Origin of the sequence: Mucilaginibacter rubeus, assembly GCF_003286415.2 — a bacterium.
GTDB classification, from domain to species: domain Bacteria; phylum Bacteroidota; class Bacteroidia; order Sphingobacteriales; family Sphingobacteriaceae; genus Mucilaginibacter; species Mucilaginibacter rubeus_A.
This window is the reverse complement of the sequence record NZ_CP043450.1, coordinates 6850816-6869027: the sequence shown is the minus strand read 5'-3', so window position 1 is coordinate 6869027 and position 18212 is coordinate 6850816. Positions and strand designations below refer to the sequence as shown.

The 18212-nt window shown below is 45.9% G+C and carries 24 protein-coding genes; all 24 read right to left on the bottom strand.

Annotation, left to right across the window (positions count from 1 at the left end; genetic code table 11):
- The 24 genes from DEO27_RS28030 to DEO27_RS27920 all read right to left on the bottom strand — a co-directional run bounded on the left by DEO27_RS28030 (position 1) and on the right by DEO27_RS27920 (position 18205).
- Positions 1-807 (bottom strand): PRTRC system ThiF family protein, encoded by an 807-nt coding sequence (locus DEO27_RS28030; protein ID WP_112571086.1) that lies wholly within the window; start codon positions 805-807, stop codon positions 1-3.
- Positions 804-1523, bottom strand: a complete 720-nt coding sequence (locus tag DEO27_RS28025; RefSeq protein ID WP_112571088.1) for a PRTRC system protein B — start codon at positions 1521-1523, stop codon at positions 804-806. The genes DEO27_RS28030 and DEO27_RS28025 overlap by 4 nt, the downstream gene beginning before the upstream one ends.
- Complete coding sequence (locus tag DEO27_RS28020; RefSeq protein ID WP_112571090.1) at positions 1520-2479, bottom strand: hypothetical protein; 960 nt, start codon at positions 2477-2479, stop codon at positions 1520-1522. Before DEO27_RS28020 ends, DEO27_RS28025 begins: the two co-directional genes overlap by 4 nt.
- Positions 2480-2496: 17 nt before the next feature.
- A complete protein-coding gene (locus tag DEO27_RS28015; protein WP_112571092.1) occupies positions 2497-2676 on the bottom strand; it encodes a hypothetical protein in 180 nt (59 codons plus the stop codon).
- 75 nt (positions 2677-2751) lie between these two features.
- Entirely contained in the window at positions 2752-2970 is a 219-nt protein-coding gene (locus DEO27_RS28010; RefSeq protein WP_112571094.1) for a PRTRC system protein C, read from the bottom strand.
- Positions 2971-2982: 12 nt separating this feature from the next.
- Complete coding sequence (locus DEO27_RS28005; RefSeq protein WP_112571096.1) at positions 2983-3585, bottom strand: PRTRC system protein E; 603 nt, start codon at positions 3583-3585, stop codon at positions 2983-2985.
- Positions 3586-3589: 4 nt separating this feature from the next.
- Positions 3590-4264 carry a hypothetical protein gene (locus DEO27_RS28000; RefSeq protein ID WP_112571098.1) on the bottom strand — a complete coding sequence of 225 codons (675 nt, stop codon included), beginning with the start codon at positions 4262-4264 and terminating at the stop codon, positions 3590-3592.
- Positions 4265-4267: 3 nt separating this feature from the next.
- Complete coding sequence (locus DEO27_RS27995) at positions 4268-4612, bottom strand: penicillin-binding protein (RefSeq protein WP_112571099.1); 345 nt, start codon at positions 4610-4612, stop codon at positions 4268-4270.
- 40 nt (positions 4613-4652) lie between these two features.
- Positions 4653-5720 (bottom strand): DUF932 domain-containing protein, encoded by a 1068-nt coding sequence (locus tag DEO27_RS27990; RefSeq protein ID WP_112571101.1) that lies wholly within the window; start codon positions 5718-5720, stop codon positions 4653-4655.
- 50 nt (positions 5721-5770) lie between these two features.
- Positions 5771-6163, bottom strand: coding sequence for a single-stranded DNA-binding protein (locus tag DEO27_RS27985; RefSeq protein WP_112571103.1), 393 nt, complete (start codon positions 6161-6163; stop codon positions 5771-5773).
- A 627-nt stretch (positions 6164-6790) separates the two neighbouring features.
- Positions 6791-6946: a hypothetical protein gene (locus DEO27_RS31645; RefSeq protein ID WP_167516253.1), complete on the bottom strand. Its 156-nt coding sequence runs from the start codon at positions 6944-6946 to the stop codon at positions 6791-6793.
- Positions 6947-6968: 22 nt separating this feature from the next.
- Positions 6969-7658, bottom strand: a complete 690-nt coding sequence (locus DEO27_RS27980) for a DUF1345 domain-containing protein (RefSeq protein WP_112571105.1) — start codon at positions 7656-7658, stop codon at positions 6969-6971.
- Entirely contained in the window at positions 7655-8323 is a 669-nt protein-coding gene (locus DEO27_RS27975) for a hypothetical protein (RefSeq protein WP_129567794.1), read from the bottom strand. Before DEO27_RS27975 ends, DEO27_RS27980 begins: the two co-directional genes overlap by 4 nt.
- A gap of 12 nt (positions 8324-8335) precedes the next feature.
- Entirely contained in the window at positions 8336-8953 is a 618-nt protein-coding gene (locus tag DEO27_RS27970) for a hypothetical protein (RefSeq protein ID WP_112571109.1), read from the bottom strand.
- Positions 8943-9563 (bottom strand): hypothetical protein, encoded by a 621-nt coding sequence (locus DEO27_RS27965; protein ID WP_112571111.1) that lies wholly within the window; start codon positions 9561-9563, stop codon positions 8943-8945. Before DEO27_RS27965 ends, DEO27_RS27970 begins: the two co-directional genes overlap by 11 nt.
- Positions 9560-10906 carry an RIP metalloprotease RseP gene (gene rseP, locus DEO27_RS27960; protein ID WP_112571113.1) on the bottom strand — a complete coding sequence of 449 codons (1347 nt, stop codon included), beginning with the start codon at positions 10904-10906 and terminating at the stop codon, positions 9560-9562. Before rseP ends, DEO27_RS27965 begins: the two co-directional genes overlap by 4 nt.
- Entirely contained in the window at positions 10903-11511 is a 609-nt protein-coding gene (locus DEO27_RS27955) for a hypothetical protein (protein WP_112571115.1), read from the bottom strand. The genes rseP and DEO27_RS27955 overlap by 4 nt, the downstream gene beginning before the upstream one ends.
- A gap of 3 nt (positions 11512-11514) precedes the next feature.
- Positions 11515-11694, bottom strand: coding sequence for a hypothetical protein (locus DEO27_RS27950; RefSeq protein ID WP_112571117.1), 180 nt, complete (start codon positions 11692-11694; stop codon positions 11515-11517).
- 8 nt (positions 11695-11702) lie between these two features.
- Positions 11703-12434, bottom strand: a complete 732-nt coding sequence (locus tag DEO27_RS27945; protein WP_112571119.1) for a ZIP family metal transporter — start codon at positions 12432-12434, stop codon at positions 11703-11705.
- Between the two features lie 12 nt (positions 12435-12446).
- On the bottom strand, positions 12447-12851 hold the full coding sequence (locus DEO27_RS27940) for a hypothetical protein (RefSeq protein ID WP_112571121.1): 405 nt from the start codon (positions 12849-12851) through the stop codon (positions 12447-12449).
- Positions 12852-12876: 25 nt separating this feature from the next.
- Positions 12877-13557 (bottom strand): hypothetical protein, encoded by a 681-nt coding sequence (locus DEO27_RS27935; RefSeq protein WP_112571123.1) that lies wholly within the window; start codon positions 13555-13557, stop codon positions 12877-12879.
- Entirely contained in the window at positions 13554-14873 is a 1320-nt protein-coding gene (locus DEO27_RS27930) for an Nramp family divalent metal transporter (protein ID WP_112571125.1), read from the bottom strand. The genes DEO27_RS27935 and DEO27_RS27930 overlap by 4 nt, the downstream gene beginning before the upstream one ends.
- Positions 14866-16995, bottom strand: coding sequence for a heavy metal translocating P-type ATPase (locus DEO27_RS27925; RefSeq protein WP_112571127.1), 2130 nt, complete (start codon positions 16993-16995; stop codon positions 14866-14868). Before DEO27_RS27925 ends, DEO27_RS27930 begins: the two co-directional genes overlap by 8 nt.
- 13 nt (positions 16996-17008) lie before the next feature.
- Positions 17009-18205, bottom strand: a complete 1197-nt coding sequence (locus DEO27_RS27920; RefSeq protein ID WP_112571129.1) for an efflux RND transporter periplasmic adaptor subunit — start codon at positions 18203-18205, stop codon at positions 17009-17011.
- Between the last annotated feature and the right edge of the window lie 7 nt (positions 18206-18212).

Genomic DNA, 18212 nt, shown 5'->3' with positions numbered 1-18212 from the left:
TTAGGCTACTTTTAGTGGTTGTGTCCTGAAATCATGGAGGTTCATAAAGAAGCCCCTATTAAACAGCAAGCCCTCCTTAAACAGTTGCCATAGCAGGGATGAACCCATGTTCGCCAAAGTAGAATTGATAAATAAATCCTGTTTGGTCAGGGCTTCGGCTAAGGAACAGCTTGGCGTGTTGTCAGTAGCGTCTGCCGTTTCTAACAGTTCCTTAAAAGTTTCGGTAACAAACGGCAGGTTTCCCACGGGTGCATACTTCTTAGATTCTGGTTGTTTGTGGTTGCCTATTGTTGACAAAACTACCTGCCCGGTGTCTTTGCTGTTCCCTAAATCCATCCAGTATAAAGGGCGGTTTCGTTCATAGCTTTGGTAGCCTGTAAAGCCTTCCAATATTGTAGCGATTTCAAACCTCGAAACGGCATTGTCCACGCAGGTAACGAACAAATTGGCCTTGCCATCGTTGGATTGCGCTTCCACGTAGTCGGCATCATAGCGTTGCGTTACCGCTTTCCAGTTCGTACCAAAAAAACGGTTAATGCGGTTAATCAATACAACGCTCTTGTACAAGCCGATTTCTGCTTCCGCAAATAGCTGTCTGCCGAGGTTGGCCTCGCTAACCGTATCATCATCATAGGCAAAAACCATAAGACCGGGATGGTTAAGCGCAAGCATGGCCTGATTTATTCTTGCGAGGTTGGTCAGCATTTGGCTACCTGTACCACCGCAACCGATAAGGTTAACGGTAATAGGATTGGTAGGGTTTATCAGGTAGTTATCCGTAATATGTATGGGTGTTAATGTTTTCATTTGATGAGGTGTTTAATTTGAAATTTATTGGGTATCAATACATCTGTCGGGAACTGCTCCCCTGTTTTGGTCAGGTGTTGCCATAGCTGTACGATGTTTCCTTTTACAGGCTGATGCCCGCTAAACAGGTGACTGAAATAGCTATTGAAAAAATAGCTTTGCCATAGTTCCATAAACTGTTCTAACCCGCAATCTTTGGGGATGCTGATGCGCACATTACCCATGCAAACCCTGCCGTCAGGATAGACATTAAAAAACGGGGCATGATATAAAGGGGTATTTTCTGTAAATTCCGTATCGGTTATAACAAAAACCTGTAGGCTATTTTTCCCTGCTTTCCAAACCATTGCAGGGATATGCGCCATTTCTGATGGGATGCCGAGGTTTTCTATGAAAAGCAGTTTGATTTGTTGGGGTGGCGTGTGCCATACCGCAAAGCCGGATGAACTGCTATTGATGGTTAGCACGTTAACGGGCATCAAGCCTTTTGGGTTTAAAAAACCCTGCGCCTTTTTTTCATTTACCTGTAACGCTTTTGCTAATTTATGGCTTTCCTGAATAGATAGCGGATGGCCGTTGATGGGGCAACCCGAAACGTCCATATCATAACTTTCGATATAAAAATCGGATTGATGCCCATTGCCTGTTTTTTGCAGGATAAGCAAGGCTTTTACAGGCTGGTATAAATTTCCAAAAGTATTCGTTAAGTCTTTCATGGCTTGTGGTATAAAAGGGTACATAAATCATCGATAAGCAGGTATAGCTTATCTTCATAGGCCAGTTCATCTGTATAGCGGGGTTGTGCCTGATTAAAAAAAGTAACGACTTCAGGCTCCTGATAACGGGCACGCTCATTAAAATCGTTGTTCACCATATCCCGCAAAGTATCGCTTACGCTATCGTTCACGCTCCCGACAAAAGAGAAATACTCGTGCATGGCTACATAATTATCCTCGTAATCCTCCACCTCATAATCCTGTAAACTGGCATGTTTAAAAAGGTTCATTTTGGGAAAGGTCTGCCATAAGTCCCAACATTTTTGGGCAACGGTAAGGCATTCCTTCTCAAAATCGCTTAGGGCATTAAAGTTGGCTATAAGGCTGTCCAGACTATGGCGGAAACCTGTTGCCATCATTTTTTCCTGTATAAAATCCCCTTGTTTCAGGGCGTTGTCATAAGCGGTTTTTTGCCTGTTATAATCGTCTTCTTCCATGTCGTCCTTACCCTCGGTTATCCATTCTTCCAGTATTTCATAATTGTAAAACATATAGGTGTCTTCGTCCCGGTAATAAGTTACATCCGCTTCGATATACAGGTAGGCGCAAACGGCGGTAATCAATTCGGCACAATGGGTATGTTCAGGGTTTTGCCACAGGTCATAAATGGGCATCACCGGGATATAAAACAAGCCAAAATCCTGATTAAACGTTTCCTTAACGGTCAGGCAGGTATGATTGTCTTCCTGTTCCACGATCAGCAGTTCCCGACACCTGCCCTTTTTTTTCAGTTGGCGGTTGACCTCCTTTTGCGCCATCAGGATATTATAGGGATAGGGTAACTGGCGGTATTTGGTCAGGTTTAGCCCATAATGTTTAGTGAGGTAGGAGAGGGATTTAAAAAAATCCCCCTCTACTGCTGATTGTTTTGGCAAGTCTGTTGCGGTCTGGTACATGGGCATAAAGCTGTGCCTTAAAAAACCATTGGTAACAGGTTCTGCGGTGCGGATTTCGGGCGGTTGAGCCTTGCTTCCTGCGCATCGGGTAGCCTGTCGAGGTCTTTTACGAAGTGTGCGAGTTGCTGATGTAGTTTCCATTGTTGCTGATTGCGTTCTTTGATTAATCCTTTGTTCTCTTTGGTGTTTTCATTCATATTATTTGTTCTTTAATGGCAATGAAGCTACCATGAGCCGATGTGTTTTTTTGGGAGGCTCATGGTGGTCATCGCCTATCCTTTCACCCCTATGGTGGACACAAATTCATATTCCCGGCAGTCGTCCACAAACTCAGGCCCTGAAATTTTGGCGGTAGTCAGAATGGCGTACAGGTTCGCATAATAGTTGCATACTGCTTCGGGGCTAAAATCCTCGTTAGGGTCGGTCAGGTGTATTTTTTGCCCGTTTTCGGTATGGACAAAAACTCTTGGTAGTAATTTCGTTTCTAACATGGCTGTGTTTTTTTAGGAGTTGTAATTCAATAATGCTTTCTCGTACAGGTTGGCTTGTTGCTCCAAATACTGGCGTTTCTTTTTTAGTTCGTTTTCTTTGTTGGGGTGTTCTTCCACGCTCGGCAGGATGGTCAGGGCTTCGGAAAACTTGAATTTTTTAATGAGTTCTGTTACGTTGCTCATCGCTTCATCGTAAGCTTTTTTCTTGTCCTCCTTGCTGATTTTTGGTTCGGGAATTTCGGCATCCCCTGTGTTTTTAGTCGCTGTGTTTGTTTTGGCTTCTCTTGCATCTTTTGCTTCTTTAGCTTTTGCATCCTGTACCAATTTAGAAGCTGCTTTTGCCTGTTCTACGCTTTTTAAATGCGCTTCTAAATTGGTTTGCAGTTCGGCGGTTTTTACTACAGGCTCGGTAATCTTGGTAAAAAATGCCTCGTCTAAATCCTGCGCTGTGCCTGTGAGTGTATAAGGGATAATCAGCTTTACCGCTTTATCCCCGCAGGTAGCGTTAAATAATTCAGATACGGTCATGTTGCCGTCTGCATCGGTTTGAATGACTAACTTCCATGTGCCGGGAAGATTAAGGCTTGCTATATTTTGAAAAAAGTTCGTTGTCATGATTTTAATTTTTAGGTGTCCGTTTATTGAGTTCAATTAAGTGGTTTGCCGACCTGCCGTCTGCGGTAAACAGGTATTCATTCGTTAAAATGCTTTCTTTGATGGCGGTATCACTGGTTAGAAAATCGTATTGATTTTCGAGAGATTTGTACAGGTGACGGTTCAGGATTTCAGCGACCGAACGTAGCCATTCTTCGAGTTTATCCAGTTCCTCAAAGATGTTGTCGTGCGTTTTACCGTCCTTGATAACTTCCGAAATGCCTAAATCCGTTACTACGCCAAACTGCCTTGACCTGCAAATGATTTGTGGTTCGCTTGGCAACAGGCCATTAGCGACCAATGCAATCACCCTGCGGTTAATCTCTGGAATACCAAATACAAACTCCTGCATCGGGGCAAAATCTTTCCACGATTGGTTAGCCACTGCGATAAGCAGTTTGGGTATGTCCACTATTGCGGAGAAACCGCTACCATCGCCTTGGGAATAGAAACCCCTGAATTTGATACTATCCTTATTGACCGCTATGCCTAAGTAGGAACACAGTTCTATAAAGTCCTCCAGTTCATCATCCCACCAATCAAAATCGATATTCAAATCCCTGTAAGTTGTCAATGCCTTTTCTTTGGCTTCCTTATCCAGTTCGTTAAAACTGTATAGTTTTAAGGTTATCGTTTTCATGCTTTACAAGGTTTTGTTTTCGATGGATGACAGGTAAGCGGTGTACCTGCGGGTCAGGTTCTCGCCCTTTCGGAAGATGTCCGTTTTAAAGAAATATATCTCGTCAAAAAACGCTACGTTTTTAGTTTGCAGATTGATTTCATAACGGTAGGTCGCATTGGTACGTAGTTCGTTTAGTGCGCAATGCTCGGTTAGTAAAGCCAGTTCCGCATCTGCATCGTTGAGTGATAATAGCGGGAGCAAAAGTTTTTCAACGATGTACCCTTGTTCGGGTGCGCTACTACTGTCCGCAACACAAATTATCGCTTCGCCATTGGTCAGGATGATATATAAATTTGAACGTGTCATGTTATGCTTTTTAAATGAGGGGGATTGCTCCCCCTGATGGTTAATTAAGGATTAAGGCATTTGCGCCATTTTTGGAAAAATCACGGCAAAGGTTAAAGGCGGTTTGCGCCCTTTGTTTGGCTGTTCCCTCTATAATGGATTTAAATTTGGCTTCTTCGTCCTTGTAGTTGCGGACATTTTGAAAGTAACCTGTCACGGCATTATAAGCACCAAACACCGTTCCTGCGGTCGTTTCCATTTGCTGTGTCGGACTGCTTAAAGCATACTCATATACTTTGTCAACCATATTGGTGTAGGTGGTTGAAAGTTCATCGTCCTTGCCTAATTCGAGATTTTTAAGGACTTCCTTATTAGGAGCCATAGCAACCTGTATTAGTTTTTTCACTTCCTTATCGGTGATACGTACCTTTGACCAATTGTTAAACACGTCCTGTAAATCTGCGCCTAAATTGGAACTGATGCCCATTAAGGTATTCGCCTGTTTTAAGCGGTCGTTAGCCGATGCGGTATGACGGATTTTGATTGCGCCCGAATGGTTGGCTAAAGCAGCATTAAGGGTGTTGTTACAAACTATTCTAATCGGTGTAAAAGCTGCGGTGATACTACCGAAACCATCATGTGAAGTGGTCAGGAAAAGGTATTGCTCGATAAAATCGTCCTTTCCTACACGGATATAGCCGGGCAGTTTGGCGGTGATAAATATGCGCTCGCCCCTGCCCAATGCCCCTGCGGTTTCGTATAAAATCCCGTCCCCGCCACCTACGATGGCATCAAAAAACTCAAAGGCATTTACATTTTGTATGACTTCGTAATCTTTGCCGACTACACCTAATACCTGCTCATTATCGGTGCGGATGGTAGCGAAGTAATTAGGCACTTCGATTTCAGGGATTAGTATATCGTTGTCGGGGTCGCCTGTATGATTTTCGGTGTCATAGGTAAACAAAGGGCGTTTTTCTACGAAATAGTCAAGCCCTGCATATTTGATGGCTTCGGCGCTGGTCGGGTATTGCTCTACGATTTTACCCAATCCGTGCCATGCCCTTTCCTTTACGCTGAAAAAGCTGTATTCCTGATTTGCTTCGTTATAATTTAAGTTGTGTCCCATGATTTTTATTTTTTAGCTGTTTTGAAAATTGAAATGAATGTTAATAGCGGTTAGAATGGCAAATCATCGTCGTCAGCCCCTGCGCCTGTGGTATAGGGTGCGGTTTCCTTTTGTTCTGCTTTAGCTTCGGTTTTTGCGACTAATGAAAACAGTTTGATGGTGTCACAGGTACAAATTAGTCTTGCCTTGATACCATCCTTTTTGCTTTGGTAGCCTTGTGCTTCCATCCATCCCGAAATTTCTACTACTGCCCCTTTGGTGAGGTATTCGGCAATACCGGAGTTGCGCCAGTAAGCGCAGTCAACGAATGCGGTTTTTTCCTTTTTTTCGCCCGCTTTGTTTTTCCATTTTTGGTTAATGGCTACGGTAAAATTGATTACCTGTTTGTCCCCTTTGACCGCATTTACTTCTGCGTTTGCGGTTAATCTTCCTGTGAATAGCATAATTTTTAATGTTTAATAATGAATAATTTGTTGTTTGCTTTTCCTTTCGCCGCCTTGCCCTGATTGATTATTTTTAAAAGAAAAAGGGAAAAAAGAAAGCAAATCTTAAAGCCCGGCAACGGGCAAAAGGAAACGGAATAATTGGAGGGGACCCGCCCAGAGGCGGGGAGGAAACCGTTTATGCCGTAGTCTTTTGCAAACCCAACGACAGATCCGGGCTTGATTTTAGCTGCGCTTTTTACCCGTTTCGTTTAAAATATTCATTGATTAAATAAAAAAATGCCATTGGAGCCGCAGGCGATAAAGATCTCCGGCAGCAGGAATGATGGAAAAACAATAACTAAAAATGATCTCAGACAATAGCAAAAAGATCACCATTCACTTTTCCGCATCATGGGATTAGAGCGGCATCCTTCGATAGAAGATATAGCGGAAAGCCCGGCCCGGAAGGGGATGCCATAATTGGGGTTAGAAAGGTGCAAGGGCCAGGACGAGCGCTTCCGCCTTAAGGGAAAATACGACGCAAATCCATAATCATTACTGATCGCGGTAAGCGCAGAAGTATTCTTTTACATAGCGGCCGGTAAATTTAGCGGCAATGTCCCGGCATCGCTCGAGCTGCCTCCGTTACCGAAAAAGCAATAGCTTTTTACCGTTATTGATCGTATCAGTGGCCAAAAGAGCTGCCTGTTCTATTTTAAGTAAAAACTCAGGCCCCATAAGTCCTTGCGCGGCACACAGATGCTCTTCCATCTCGGCTATCATTTGTTCGTTCGTATTCATTTCGGGCGTTTTTTAGACAAGTTTATTTTTGAACCAGCCCTGCGATCACATTGATGCTCAAGGCTACGATAATGGTGTTAAAAGAAAATGCAAGCAGCCCGTGAAGCAAAGCCAGCCTTCGGATTCTCCGGGATGTGATCTGTACATCTGAAACCTGAAAGGTCATCCCGATAACAAATGAGAAATAGGCAAAATCCAGGTAGTCAGGTTTGGGTTCGTTCGGAAAGGCTAAGCCGCCAGGTTTATAGGTTTTAGAATCCTGGCCATCCTCTATATCACAGTAATAATAATGGGCATAGCGGAAAGTAAAAATAGTATGAACCAATACCCAGGAGGCGACCACACAAGCCAGGGACAACAACACATGAAGTGTTAACTGCCGTGCATCGCTACCCGAGCCGCTACGAAGCAAAAGAACGATGGCGAATAAGCTGGCTACTGAAGCGAATATGGCGAACAGGAAAACCAGCGTCTTGCTCGAATCCTGGGCGTGGGCATCCTGATGTATGACAGCGGGGTGTACGTTGAAGATCGTTAGCGCTGAAAGTGTTAATGAAATTAGCGCATAGGTTAGCCAGACCACCATAAACTGGGTAGATGCAGCTAATTCGCCTCTTGTCACGATCCAGCAAATGGCCGCCAGCGTTAGTGCAACGTATAATTTATGGTGGGCGTCAAGCCGGTTGATATTTAGTTTTTTTGATCTTGTCATTTAGAATTTTGATGTGGTAACAGCTTAACCATGAATCCAAGAGAAACGGAAATATTGGTCGGATATAACAATGGGTCACCGCTAAGTTTGAGATCGCTCAGACCAGTCGAAGCATAGACGGACAATCGTTGGTTGATTTCCAGGCTGTAACCCAACCCGCCGATCAGATAGTTGGCATGCCCTTTAAGACCACGTTCTTTTTGACGAAAGTTGAAAAAATTATAGCCCAGAAATGGGGTCATGATGAAAGCATTCGTTTCGCGGGTAACATAATAATCATAACCCAGATGCAAACCATACTGCGAATAATAGGTGCGATCGGTGCCGAAATTTTTTGCGCCCTCCAGTTGTAAAAACAAGTTTCGGTGTAAACGATAATTAACCCCAAGTTGCAACCCATAATTCATCCAGGAGAGACGACCGTCAGCGCTCGGAGTGGTTCGTACAGGAAATGCGGCCATGGCATAGGTTATCCGGAATTTTTCCGACCGTAATGAATCTGCTGGCCGATATTTTTGGGAATATTGCCCGCTACCAGCGGACTGTCCCTTGGCCTGAAAGAACAGGCAAAGAAGGGATAATAATATAACATGGCAAACCCCTCCCCATAGCCAGGCTATGGGGTTTCGGGGATATGCTTCGGGGATAATCATGCGTTTTGTCATGTCAAGCATTTTTTATGGTTCATACTTTGATCTTAACTGGGAGGCGATCTGCTGCTGCACTTGCAGGCGTTGCCAAACGTGTTTTTTTTCTTCCGGTGTCAGGCCGGCCTGCAGGTAACCGATGTTGATCTGGTTCAGGTTCTCAAACACCTGGTTCATTACCCATAGGTATTGCCTTTCACGATCCAGTCCAACGGGTTGCTGATACCTTCGGAAATTTCCCAGCGCTGCATCCGTATTTCGCTGGATGAACGTTGATACCGGCAGTGTTGGTTGGTTGACCCTTGGGGGTTTCAGGTCGTTGCGCAGCTTGGTGATCAGTTGCAACATCGTTTGCACAAAAGCGGCATTTACAGTGCCGTTTTGGTGTGCCGCTTCCGTTTTTGTTATCACCAATGCCTCACTATAAATGGTCCTGGTAACCCGAAAATAATACTCCCGGGCATTTTTCTCAACGGGTAAGCGCAGTACGGAATCTGCTGTCATCCGGAGCAAATCCATATAATTCGGCGCTTGTCGTTTAACCGGCAACGTTTGGGCCATAACAGGGCTGCCTGCTATTAACAGGCAGCCGGATACGATAGCCACCTTTACCCTGGTCATCTGTTGTTGGAGACGCTTAATGTTCATTAGGAAAATCATTTTGTTCAAGATCCATTACCCGGGCTTGCAGGTGATTAATGTTTTTTTGTTTTTCCGTTTCCCAATGAGCTTTAGCATACGCAGTGAAATAGGAATGATCGGTCATGAATTGTAAGTTCTGCCGGGTCCAATCACCTTCGCTATATTCTTTATGTAATACATTCGCCCATTCCGTGCGGAGGCGTTCAGCGTGCGTGGCGTAATCAGACAGCGCCAGATGGCGCATATCGGCATCACACATGACCGCCTGAAAATGGGTATGCGGTACCTGAGGCATTTGAGTGGCCCTGATACAATCGTTCACCGGGTTGATGAACAGTTCTTTTTTGCCCAGGCTGCGCAAAAAGTCCCCGGCTAATGTCATGCTGATGGCTTCGTGCCCATGGTAGGTATAACAATAACCGCTGTCATGAAACCAGGCGGCAACCAGCAGGATGTCTTGTTCCCATTCATTAAAAAGCATGTGCGTAGTCAAATCCTGTACAGCATCCACCATTAGGCGGGTATGCTCCAGGTTATGGTAAACCATCCCTGCCGGTAGTTTTCCGGTCAATAGCGTGGTTATATATTGTTCGGTTTTTTTGATAAGTTCGTTCATGAGCTAACTTGATGAAGTGCACGGATATCGTTGAATAGCACATAGCCGGAAAGCAGCATGATCGCTACCACACCGGCGAGATAAAAAAAGGCCCAGAAAGTACGGCTAACAGGTTTGCGGGTAACAGCTTCATAAAGCAGTACAGCCATAACCCCGCCGTCCATCGGGGCAAGGGGAATTACATTGAGTAATGCAAGCGCGGTCGATAGGAGAGCGACCAGCCCCCAAAATCGTTTGGCCTCGAAATGGCCGCTAAATAAAGTGGCGATACGGACCGGGCCTACCAACCCGTCCTTTGCCTTCACTTCACCCGAAACGAGCTGGCTCAACCCTTTGGAGTTTTGAGCAATGGTGCTCCAAACCTTCGTGGAACCGGCAGACAGTGACTGACCAATAGATACACGCTCAGGTTTGAACACGGGTAGATTGGTATTCAAACTGAAACCAATATGGCCATCCTTATCTCTATGCGCCAGCATCGTACTGGTTTTACCATCATGTATAACAGTCAGGTATAACTGCCGCTGCTCGTTCTCTTTCAACCGGATAATGAAATCATTGTAGGAACGCACGGAATCCCCATTGAGGGCAATAATGTGCGCCTTTTTAAAGGCCTGGTTACGGCGCAGATCGACATTGGTAAAAAATGAGTCAACCTGAAACCCCGCTTTGAGGGAAAAGAATTGGGTCAGCCCTTTATCTGCCACCAACTGCATAATCTTTGGTGAAACAGCCACATGCAGGTGTACCCTTTCTTTGCCCTGACGGCGAACAATGGAAAGCACAGTATTGCCGTGCATCAAATGCGTACTCAGTAATTCATCTTCATACAATGCCGAGTCCGCATTGATCGAGGTCACTTCGTCGCCCGGTTGTAAGCCCGCCTGCAGACCGAGTTGTCCCGGTAGAATGATGGCATTTTTTCCAAATACGGCAACCTGGTTCCTGCCGTAATACAGGAACATCCCGCAATATACCAGTAATGCCAGCAGCAGGTTCATAAAGATACCGGCAGACATAACGATCAGTCTTTGCCACACGGGTTTATGGCCATAACGATGAGCCGGGGGTACATCAGCATCTTCATCGGGATCACTGTCATCCGCCGTAGCTATACTTCCCGCCATACGCACATATCCGCCGAGCGGTAGCCAGCCGATGCCAAACTCCGTCCCTTTGTAATTAAAGCGGAAAAGCCGCTTACTAAAAGTGTCGAAAAACAGGTAGAACTTTTTAACCCTGATCCCAAATGCCTTGGCAGCCAGAAAATGCCCCAGCTCATGAATAAAAACCAGCAGGCTTAATCCAACCAAAAATTGTGCGATCATGATCAGTATACTCATAGTAGTCCGGCTGTTTGTGTAAGTTGTATCGCTCCCTGGATATGCATGGTAATGTCCGTTTGCGATCTGATCAGCATCCCATCATAATACCCTTGTTCTTTACCACAGGTCAGGTGAATGAACAATTCATTTTTTTGCAGGAAACGCGCCATGAAAGGGGCGATCTGCGCCTGTAAAAGTTTCTTTAATACTATTTCCCGGCCCGGGTGTAACAAAAAGAGGGAAACCGCTGAAGCGTTTTCGCCCAGACTGTCCTCGGGTATACTACGCAGGGTCATCAGATCTTTTAAAGTAATCAGCACCATCTCAGGTCCGTCATTTATTGCAGGCTGGAAACCTTTATCTATGCCCAAGCCGTTAAAGTCATCCGCCAGTAAATGGTAACCAAAGGCCACCTTTACCGCATCCGGCCATAACTCTAAAATTACTGGTGAATACGGCAACAACGCATAACACTCAAGCCCGAGCGACAGCCTGCGCGTCAGTGTCAGGTAAACCTGTAATTGCAGATTACTGTCCTGGATCGTCCGGTGTTCCGGGTTTGCCTTAACATGCAGGAACTGGTAGGTACCTGCTTCCTGGGTAATCTTAAAGGGAAAATCCATGGCTCACCCCTCCATGTCTAAGAACCACTGCTGGGCCCGTTTAACAGCTTCTTCCTCTCGGGTACAGCCCTCGGGAATATCGCTGTCTTTTAACTGCCCTTCGATCTCCAATGCCTTAGCTTTAACTTCAGGCTCCAGGTCTTTTAAAGGGGTTTGTGAATGATCTGAATGATTTGTTTCCATAGGTATTTTTATAATATGATGCCCAGCACCAAAAAGATCAGGAAGCCGGCAAAAAATAAGGCGGTATAAACCGGTGAATCTTTTTCTTCGTGGGCTTCTACCAGCAATTCTTCGGTCACCAGGTAAAGCAGTGCGGCTGCTCCAAACGACAAAATAAATTCCATGAGTTTTTCAGGCGCATTATGAAGCAGGAATAAACCGGCGACCGCACCGATCAGAAACACCAGGTCGAGGCCGACCAAGATCTGGTATAGTTTAGGTTTACTGTTGGTTCCTGACCTGATGGTGGTCACTACAGCGATGCCCAATGAAAAGCATTCGAGCGCTAAGGCGAAGGCTAGCAAAGTGCCTTCCTTTTGCCCGGCGGCAAACCCGATCCCTAAAAGGATACCATCAATAAGCAGGTCTATACCCACCGCAGCTAAAGCCGCCCAGGGCAATGTTCCTTTGCTTGTTGAATTTTCTTCGGTCGCCTCTATTTTTTCTGTGACCCGCTTAACGATCAGCATGGATGCGATACCCACAATGAACCCGGTCACGATCATGATAGGGTCGTGTATCTTGATCATATCCGGCAGCAGTTCAACGGCCACCACTGAAAAAACGACACCGGCGGCGAAGTGCAGGGTCATACTTTTGAATGCGCTGCTGGCATTTCGAAAAATAGCCAGGGTGCCGCCTGCGAGCAATAACACAACCGGGATTAGGGTAAACAGGATCTCTTTTTCAAACTGGGTCATAATGCTATACGGTTAAATAAGTGCCTTTAAATAAACGTTCAGCGCATCAACCTGGTCTTTTAATTTTGGATCAGGAGCAATGCCGGACTGCGATTGATGAACCAACACATTATCCATCATAGCTGCATATTGCAGGAGCAGAAAATTGATGTTCTTTTCAGTATAATGACTTAGATCACGGCGTTGTAAATTGTCCTGCTGTAAATCAAGCAGATCCTCCAAACGTTCACGTGTTTCATGCAATGCCGTTTGCCGGTAGCAATAAATTACGTAGAGCAGTAAGCAATAGGTAAAAGCGTTGATGATAAAGATGCTTTTAACAAAGGCGAAAGTAACTGCCGCTGATAAGCCTATGATATTGATGAACAAGTTGATGGCAATGATCAGATAGCTTGCCTTATAGGTATTCGTTTTCATAACCGGTCATCCTCCTTCAAATGGTTCATGGTTTTAAATATTTATAGAGTTCAGGGAACCGTTCTTCATTGGCCAGCGCCACACGGACATAAGCTATAGAGGCAGCGATAGCTGCTATTCCAATGGCAACCAATAACTGAAGCGGAAAAATCTTCGCCTGTAAAAGCGCGGCAAGGTTTAGGCTTAAGCCGCAAATGATCAGCATCACCTTTACCATCCAGTGGCGTTTGCGTAGACAAAGAAAAGCAAGCAGGCATATACCGGCTACTACCGCCCCGCTGACAAAAAATAATGAACAGCCTTCATAAGGTTGGGGATGCAGAAAGTTATCGGAACGGCCGCATAATTCCGGCCATAGCCAACGTATGGCTTGATTCAGCACAAACAGAATGGCGGTCAATAGGAGGCCGAACATGGAAAAGCGGTTTAGCCAGAACATAAACCTGACCCGTTCTTTATACAGGAACAGTAAAATAATCGCACACCAGTAAGGTATCCAGAACGGCGCGTTGACCAGGTGAGGTGCCAGGTCCATGAATGGTAGCCATTTGATCCGCTGAACATAACTTTCCAGCCAACCATTGATTTGACTCAGATTGACATGAAATACAGTTAAGCAAACTGCAATCAAAAAGCAAACCATGGCTACCGAAGTTGACCAGCACACGATCTGGAAGGTCCTGGAATTGTACTTGGTCAATTTCATTTGCTGAAAAATTCGAGGTAAACCAAAAAAACTGCTCCCGCCGTCATCACCAGCAAACAAAGCCCCCCTAACACATTAGATAATGTCTTATTGGTGTATCTACCCATGATCTTTTCGTTGTTGGCGATATGCAGGACGATCCCGATGATCACCGGGCAGGTAACCCCATAAAGGATAGCTGTATAAAGCAGCGCGTCCACCGGATTGATCCCAAAATAGTTAATACCTAAACCCAGCAATACGGAAATAATAAGGATCACGTAAAAAGCTTTAGCCTGGTGGAACTTTTTATCCAGGCTGCCTTTCAGCCCAAAAGTTTCTGTCACGATATAGGATAGTGAACCACTGAGCACCGGGATCGCCAGAAAACCCGTACCGATGATGCCAACGGCAAACAGCAGGTAGGATGATCTGCCCGCGACCGGTTCAAGGGCTTTGGCAGCTTGTTCAACGGTATCGATATTCCTGACCCCATGCGAATAAAGAGCTGTTCCGGTAGCCAGGATGGTAAAAAACATGATCAGGTTGGATAAAAACATCCCCAGGTTCACATCAATACTCATTTTTTGAATGAGCAGGCCCAATAATTTCCGCTCCCTTTTTTCGCCGTTATCCGGGAAAGCATCGCTTAAGGTCAGCCGTCTTTTATTCACGATCAATTGCCGCTTTACCGTTTTGACATCTTCGGCTTCCATAGCGGTTTGCCAGAAAAACAAATAAGGGGAAATGGTCGTACCCAATATGGCTACCAGCACACCTATAAAATCCTTGTCCCAACGGAAGGTTGGTACCACGGTTTTTTTCAAAACTTCCCACCAGTCCGGTTTCGTAAAGAAAGGCACAGCGATATAAAGCAATAATGTAAGGCAGAGATATTTTAATACCGCGACGAACTTTTGATAAGGTAGGTAAACGATAAAAAATAACAGCAGGCCTGTAAAAAGGATGCTAAAGTATATGGCGGGCACTGATGGTAGAAGCAGGTTGGCCACAGCACCCATTGCAGCAATGTCGGCACCAATATTCAGGATGATCGCAGGAACGCTAAAGATTACCATCAGGTATAATACCGGCTTACCGTAATGCGCTTTCAGTGTGGTGGTCAGTCCTGAAGAAGTGATCAGGCCGATCCTGGCGCACATTTCCTGTATAGCTGCCATCAATGGAAATGTAATGATCACCGTCCATAGGGTAGTTAAGCCATATTTAGCCCCGGCCTGTGAATAGGTCGCTATACCCGATGGATCATCATCACTCGCTCCGGTCACAATTCCAGGCCCGAGCGCCCCCAAAAATTTCTTTACCTTTTTAAGCATCTTTTTTCTTTTTAGATTTTGCTGAATTATGGTGACCGCTGTCGTAAGCCAGTAAGCGAAGTGCATTAAATACCACCAAAAGGGTTGAACCTTCGTGGGCAATAACCGCCGGGCCAATAGAGGCGATACCTAAAATGGTCAATGGGATTAGCACAGCGACCATACCCAAACTGATGCATAGGTTTTGTTTGATGATACCCCGTGATTTGCGGCTCAAGCCGATGGCAAAGGGCAGGCTTTCCAACTGGTCACCCATTAAGGCGATATCAGCCGTTTCCAAAGCCACGTCAGAACCGGCAGCCCCCATAGCGATACCAACCGTACTTTTCGCCATGGCCGGGGCATCGTTAACACCATCGCCGACCATCGCCACTTTCTTTTCTGATTTATCCAGTTTTTGAACAGCGGCAACTTTATCCTCCGGCATAAGGTTACCCCAGGCATCGGTCACACCAACTTCTTTGGCTACCGCCTCTGCCACCTGTTGGTTATCGCCGGTCAGCATGACCATTTTTTTGATCCCTAATTCTTTAAGTTGGGCAATCACGTTCTTCGCTTCCTTTCTTGGCGTATCCATCAGGGCGATGATGCCTAAAAAGTCTTTCCCGGATTTTACCGTCATGGTCGTATTGCCACCTTTTTCCAGTTCTTCAACCTGCTTTTTTAATTCATCAGGCAAGGTTTTACCAAATAAGGCGAGATTGCCGATCAGAATTTCACGACTGCCGATCTTGGCCTGAACGCCTTTACCAACGATGCCTTTTACGCTGCCGGCTTCCGGTATTTTATGATTTCTCTTTAACCTTTCCAGACCACCAACAACAATAGCTTCCGCTAAAGGGTGGTCACTCAACTTTTCAACGGCTATGGCTGTTTCCAGTAATTCTTCCTCGGTAGTTCCTTCAAAAGGAATAACCTGCGTCAATTTAGGTTTGCCTTCAGTTAAAGTCCCGGTTTTATCAAAGGCAATGGCTTGCAACTCACCTAGATCTTCTAGCGGGCGACCGCCTTTGATCAGCACACCGCCACGGGCGGCACGGGCAACACCACTCAAAACAGCGCTTGGTGTGCTGATAGCCAAAGCGCAGGGACTGGCAGCTACCAGTACGGACATGGCCCGGTAAAAGCTTTTGCTGAATGGCTCATCGATCACTAAAAAAGCAAAACATAACGCGGTAACCAGCACCAATACCGCCGGAACAAAGTATTTCTCGAATTTGTCAGTGAAAAGCTGGGTCGGCGATTTTTGCTTCTCCGCTTCGTTCACCATTTTAACCAGGCGGCTAATGGTGGAATCTTTAGCTTCCCGGATCACTTTCACCTCCAGTGCCGAACCGCCATTAATAGTTCCGGCAAAAACCCGGTGTTCGGGCTTGATGGTTTTTTCAGCGCTATAATCCTTATCGATATCGGCAACAGGTCGCTTTTCCACCGGAACGCTTTCACCCGTGATCGGTGCCTGGTTGACGCTGCCTTCACCTTTGACCACTACGCCATCAGCGGGTATCTTGCTATTGGGTTTGATCACGATGACCTCACCCAGTTTCAGTTCCTCAATGCGTACTTCGGTTTGCTTACCGTCACGGATGACATGGGCCGTTGGCGGCGCTAAACTGGTCAGCGCTTCAATGGACTTGCGGGCTTTGCCCATGGCATAATGTTCCAGGGAATGGCCAAGACTGAACAGGAAAAGCAGCAGCGCCCCTTCCAGCCATGAGCCTAATATGGCCGCGCCGACAGCCGCTACCAGCATCAGGAAATCGATCTCAAATCCGCCCTTCAGGACGGTTTCCACGGCTTCTTTCGCCGTGAAATACCCGCCGAAGAAATAAGCGATGATATAACAGGAAAGACTGGCCCACTCCGGCAGCGATTTGACGAAATGCAAACCCCAGCCTGCACCAAGCGCAACACCACAGAGAATCGCAAAGATCAGTTCGGTATTCTTGCCGAAAATACCACCATGCTCATGGTCGTGACCTTCTTCTTGTTCATGCCCCTCTTCATCATGATCGTGACCCTTTTTTTCCTCTTTATCTCCCGGGCGGCTGATATCCACCCTTGGATGTTCGTGCTTGTGCCCTTTGTGGGACGCCGCGTTTTTGCTTTCCTGTTTTTTCATGGTTTATTGGATTTTATTCTTCTTCACTGTTTTTTAGTTTACTCAAAAGGTCATAAGCGCCCCTGGTAACGATCTGGCTGTTCGCCGGGATCGCCGCCGGTAATTCGACCGCGATATAACCGCCTTCCTTAACGCCGGTAGTGATTTCCGCCATTTTAAAGCGATAAACTTTGGTGTCGCCATCTTTACGCTTTTCGGTGTCCGTACCTGACATTAAAAATACGTATTGTTTACCCTCAAAATTTACGATGGCCGATTCAGGCAATGCCGGTGTTTCACTTTTGCCGGTTTCAATAAATGCCTTAACGTAAGTACCCGGGAGGAAGTTAACGCTGCCTTTAGCGATGCTGTGGATACGGATGGTCTTATCGGTATTGATCTCTTTACCAACCAGCGAAACGATGGCCCGGCGCTCGGTAGAGTCGTTGGTGAGGGTGAACCGGACATTCTGGCCTGGTTTCACCTTTTCCGCATCCCGCTCGAACACATTGAGCTCCACATGCAGGTTGTTGCTGTTAACGATCTCCAGCATGATATCATTCGGATTTACGAATTTGCCTACATTGGTATTGACCTTAGTTACATACCCACCAATTGGTGCATAAATATTGACCGTGCTCCTGATAGCGGCGGGAGTTAATTTTGACGGATCAATATTGATCAGCTTTAAGCGCTGGCGCAAGGCTGCCTCTCTTGCCATCGAGCTTTCGTAACTGGCTTTGGCTTGCTGCAAGACCTTGGTCGCGGTCACGTTCTGTGAGGCCAGTGTTTGCTGACGTTTATATTCTTCCGAGTTCAGGTCATGCTGGCTTTTGCTATCTAGATAATCCTGCTGCAATTGCACATAGTCCTGGTTTTCGAGAACGGCGATCACCTGCCCTTTACTTACTACCGAGCCTTGCAGCACCGGAATAGATTTAACGATGCCACCCATTTGGGTACTGATGCTAACCAGGTCCTGCGGTGGTACGTCTATAAAACCATTCACTTTCAAAACCCCGCTCAACGCTTTCGGGCTTACTGTTTCCAGTTTCACGCCGAGTGTATTGTATTGCGCTTCGCTGATCTCAGCGACATTACTTTCTTCTTTCTTTTTGGTTGTATCAGCTTGTTCGGGGGTTTCTTTTTTACCGCCGCCGCAGCTGCCGAAGGTTAGGGCCAGTGAAGCGATCATCATTAACCCTGTAAATTTTATGATTTGTTTTTTCATTTCTTTA

Coding starts and splice junctions, on each gene's coding strand:
- DEO27_RS27980 (WP_112571105.1), bottom strand. CDS start 7,658: ATGACAAGATCAAAAAAACTAAATATCAACCGGCTTGACGCCCACCAT.
- DEO27_RS27945 (WP_112571119.1), bottom strand. CDS start 12,434: ATGACCCAGTTTGAAAAAGAGATCCTGTTTACCCTAATCCCGGTTGTG.
- DEO27_RS27940 (WP_112571121.1), bottom strand. CDS start 12,851: ATGAAAACGAATACCTATAAGGCAAGCTATCTGATCATTGCCATCAAC.
- DEO27_RS27930 (WP_112571125.1), bottom strand. CDS start 14,873: ATGCTTAAAAAGGTAAAGAAATTTTTGGGGGCGCTCGGGCCTGGAATT.
- rseP (WP_112571113.1), bottom strand. CDS start 10,906: ATGAGTATACTGATCATGATCGCACAATTTTTGGTTGGATTAAGCCTG.
- DEO27_RS28005 (WP_112571096.1), bottom strand. CDS start 3,585: ATGACAACGAACTTTTTTCAAAATATAGCAAGCCTTAATCTTCCCGGC.
- DEO27_RS28020 (WP_112571090.1), bottom strand. CDS start 2,479: ATGTACCAGACCGCAACAGACTTGCCAAAACAATCAGCAGTAGAGGGG.
- DEO27_RS27935 (WP_112571123.1), bottom strand. CDS start 13,557: ATGAAATTGACCAAGTACAATTCCAGGACCTTCCAGATCGTGTGCTGG.
- DEO27_RS27995 (WP_112571099.1), bottom strand. CDS start 4,612: ATGACACGTTCAAATTTATATATCATCCTGACCAATGGCGAAGCGATA.
- DEO27_RS28015 (WP_112571092.1), bottom strand. CDS start 2,676: ATGAATGAAAACACCAAAGAGAACAAAGGATTAATCAAAGAACGCAAT.
- DEO27_RS28010 (WP_112571094.1), bottom strand. CDS start 2,970: ATGTTAGAAACGAAATTACTACCAAGAGTTTTTGTCCATACCGAAAAC.
- DEO27_RS27920 (WP_112571129.1), bottom strand. CDS start 18,205: ATGAAAAAACAAATCATAAAATTTACAGGGTTAATGATGATCGCTTCA.
- DEO27_RS27955 (WP_112571115.1), bottom strand. CDS start 11,511: ATGGATTTTCCCTTTAAGATTACCCAGGAAGCAGGTACCTACCAGTTC.
- DEO27_RS27925 (WP_112571127.1), bottom strand. CDS start 16,995: ATGAAAAAACAGGAAAGCAAAAACGCGGCGTCCCACAAAGGGCACAAG.
- DEO27_RS31645 (WP_167516253.1), bottom strand. CDS start 6,946: ATGAATACGAACGAACAAATGATAGCCGAGATGGAAGAGCATCTGTGT.
- DEO27_RS27970 (WP_112571109.1), bottom strand. CDS start 8,953: ATGAACATTAAGCGTCTCCAACAACAGATGACCAGGGTAAAGGTGGCT.
- DEO27_RS27990 (WP_112571101.1), bottom strand. CDS start 5,720: ATGGGACACAACTTAAATTATAACGAAGCAAATCAGGAATACAGCTTT.
- DEO27_RS28025 (WP_112571088.1), bottom strand. CDS start 1,523: ATGAAAGACTTAACGAATACTTTTGGAAATTTATACCAGCCTGTAAAA.
- DEO27_RS28000 (WP_112571098.1), bottom strand. CDS start 4,264: ATGAAAACGATAACCTTAAAACTATACAGTTTTAACGAACTGGATAAG.
- DEO27_RS27985 (WP_112571103.1), bottom strand. CDS start 6,163: ATGCTATTCACAGGAAGATTAACCGCAAACGCAGAAGTAAATGCGGTC.
- DEO27_RS27965 (WP_112571111.1), bottom strand. CDS start 9,563: ATGAACGAACTTATCAAAAAAACCGAACAATATATAACCACGCTATTG.
- DEO27_RS27950 (WP_112571117.1), bottom strand. CDS start 11,694: ATGGAAACAAATCATTCAGATCATTCACAAACCCCTTTAAAAGACCTG.
- DEO27_RS28030 (WP_112571086.1), bottom strand. CDS start 807: ATGAAAACATTAACACCCATACATATTACGGATAACTACCTGATAAAC.
- DEO27_RS27975 (WP_129567794.1), bottom strand. CDS start 8,323: ATGACAAAACGCATGATTATCCCCGAAGCATATCCCCGAAACCCCATA.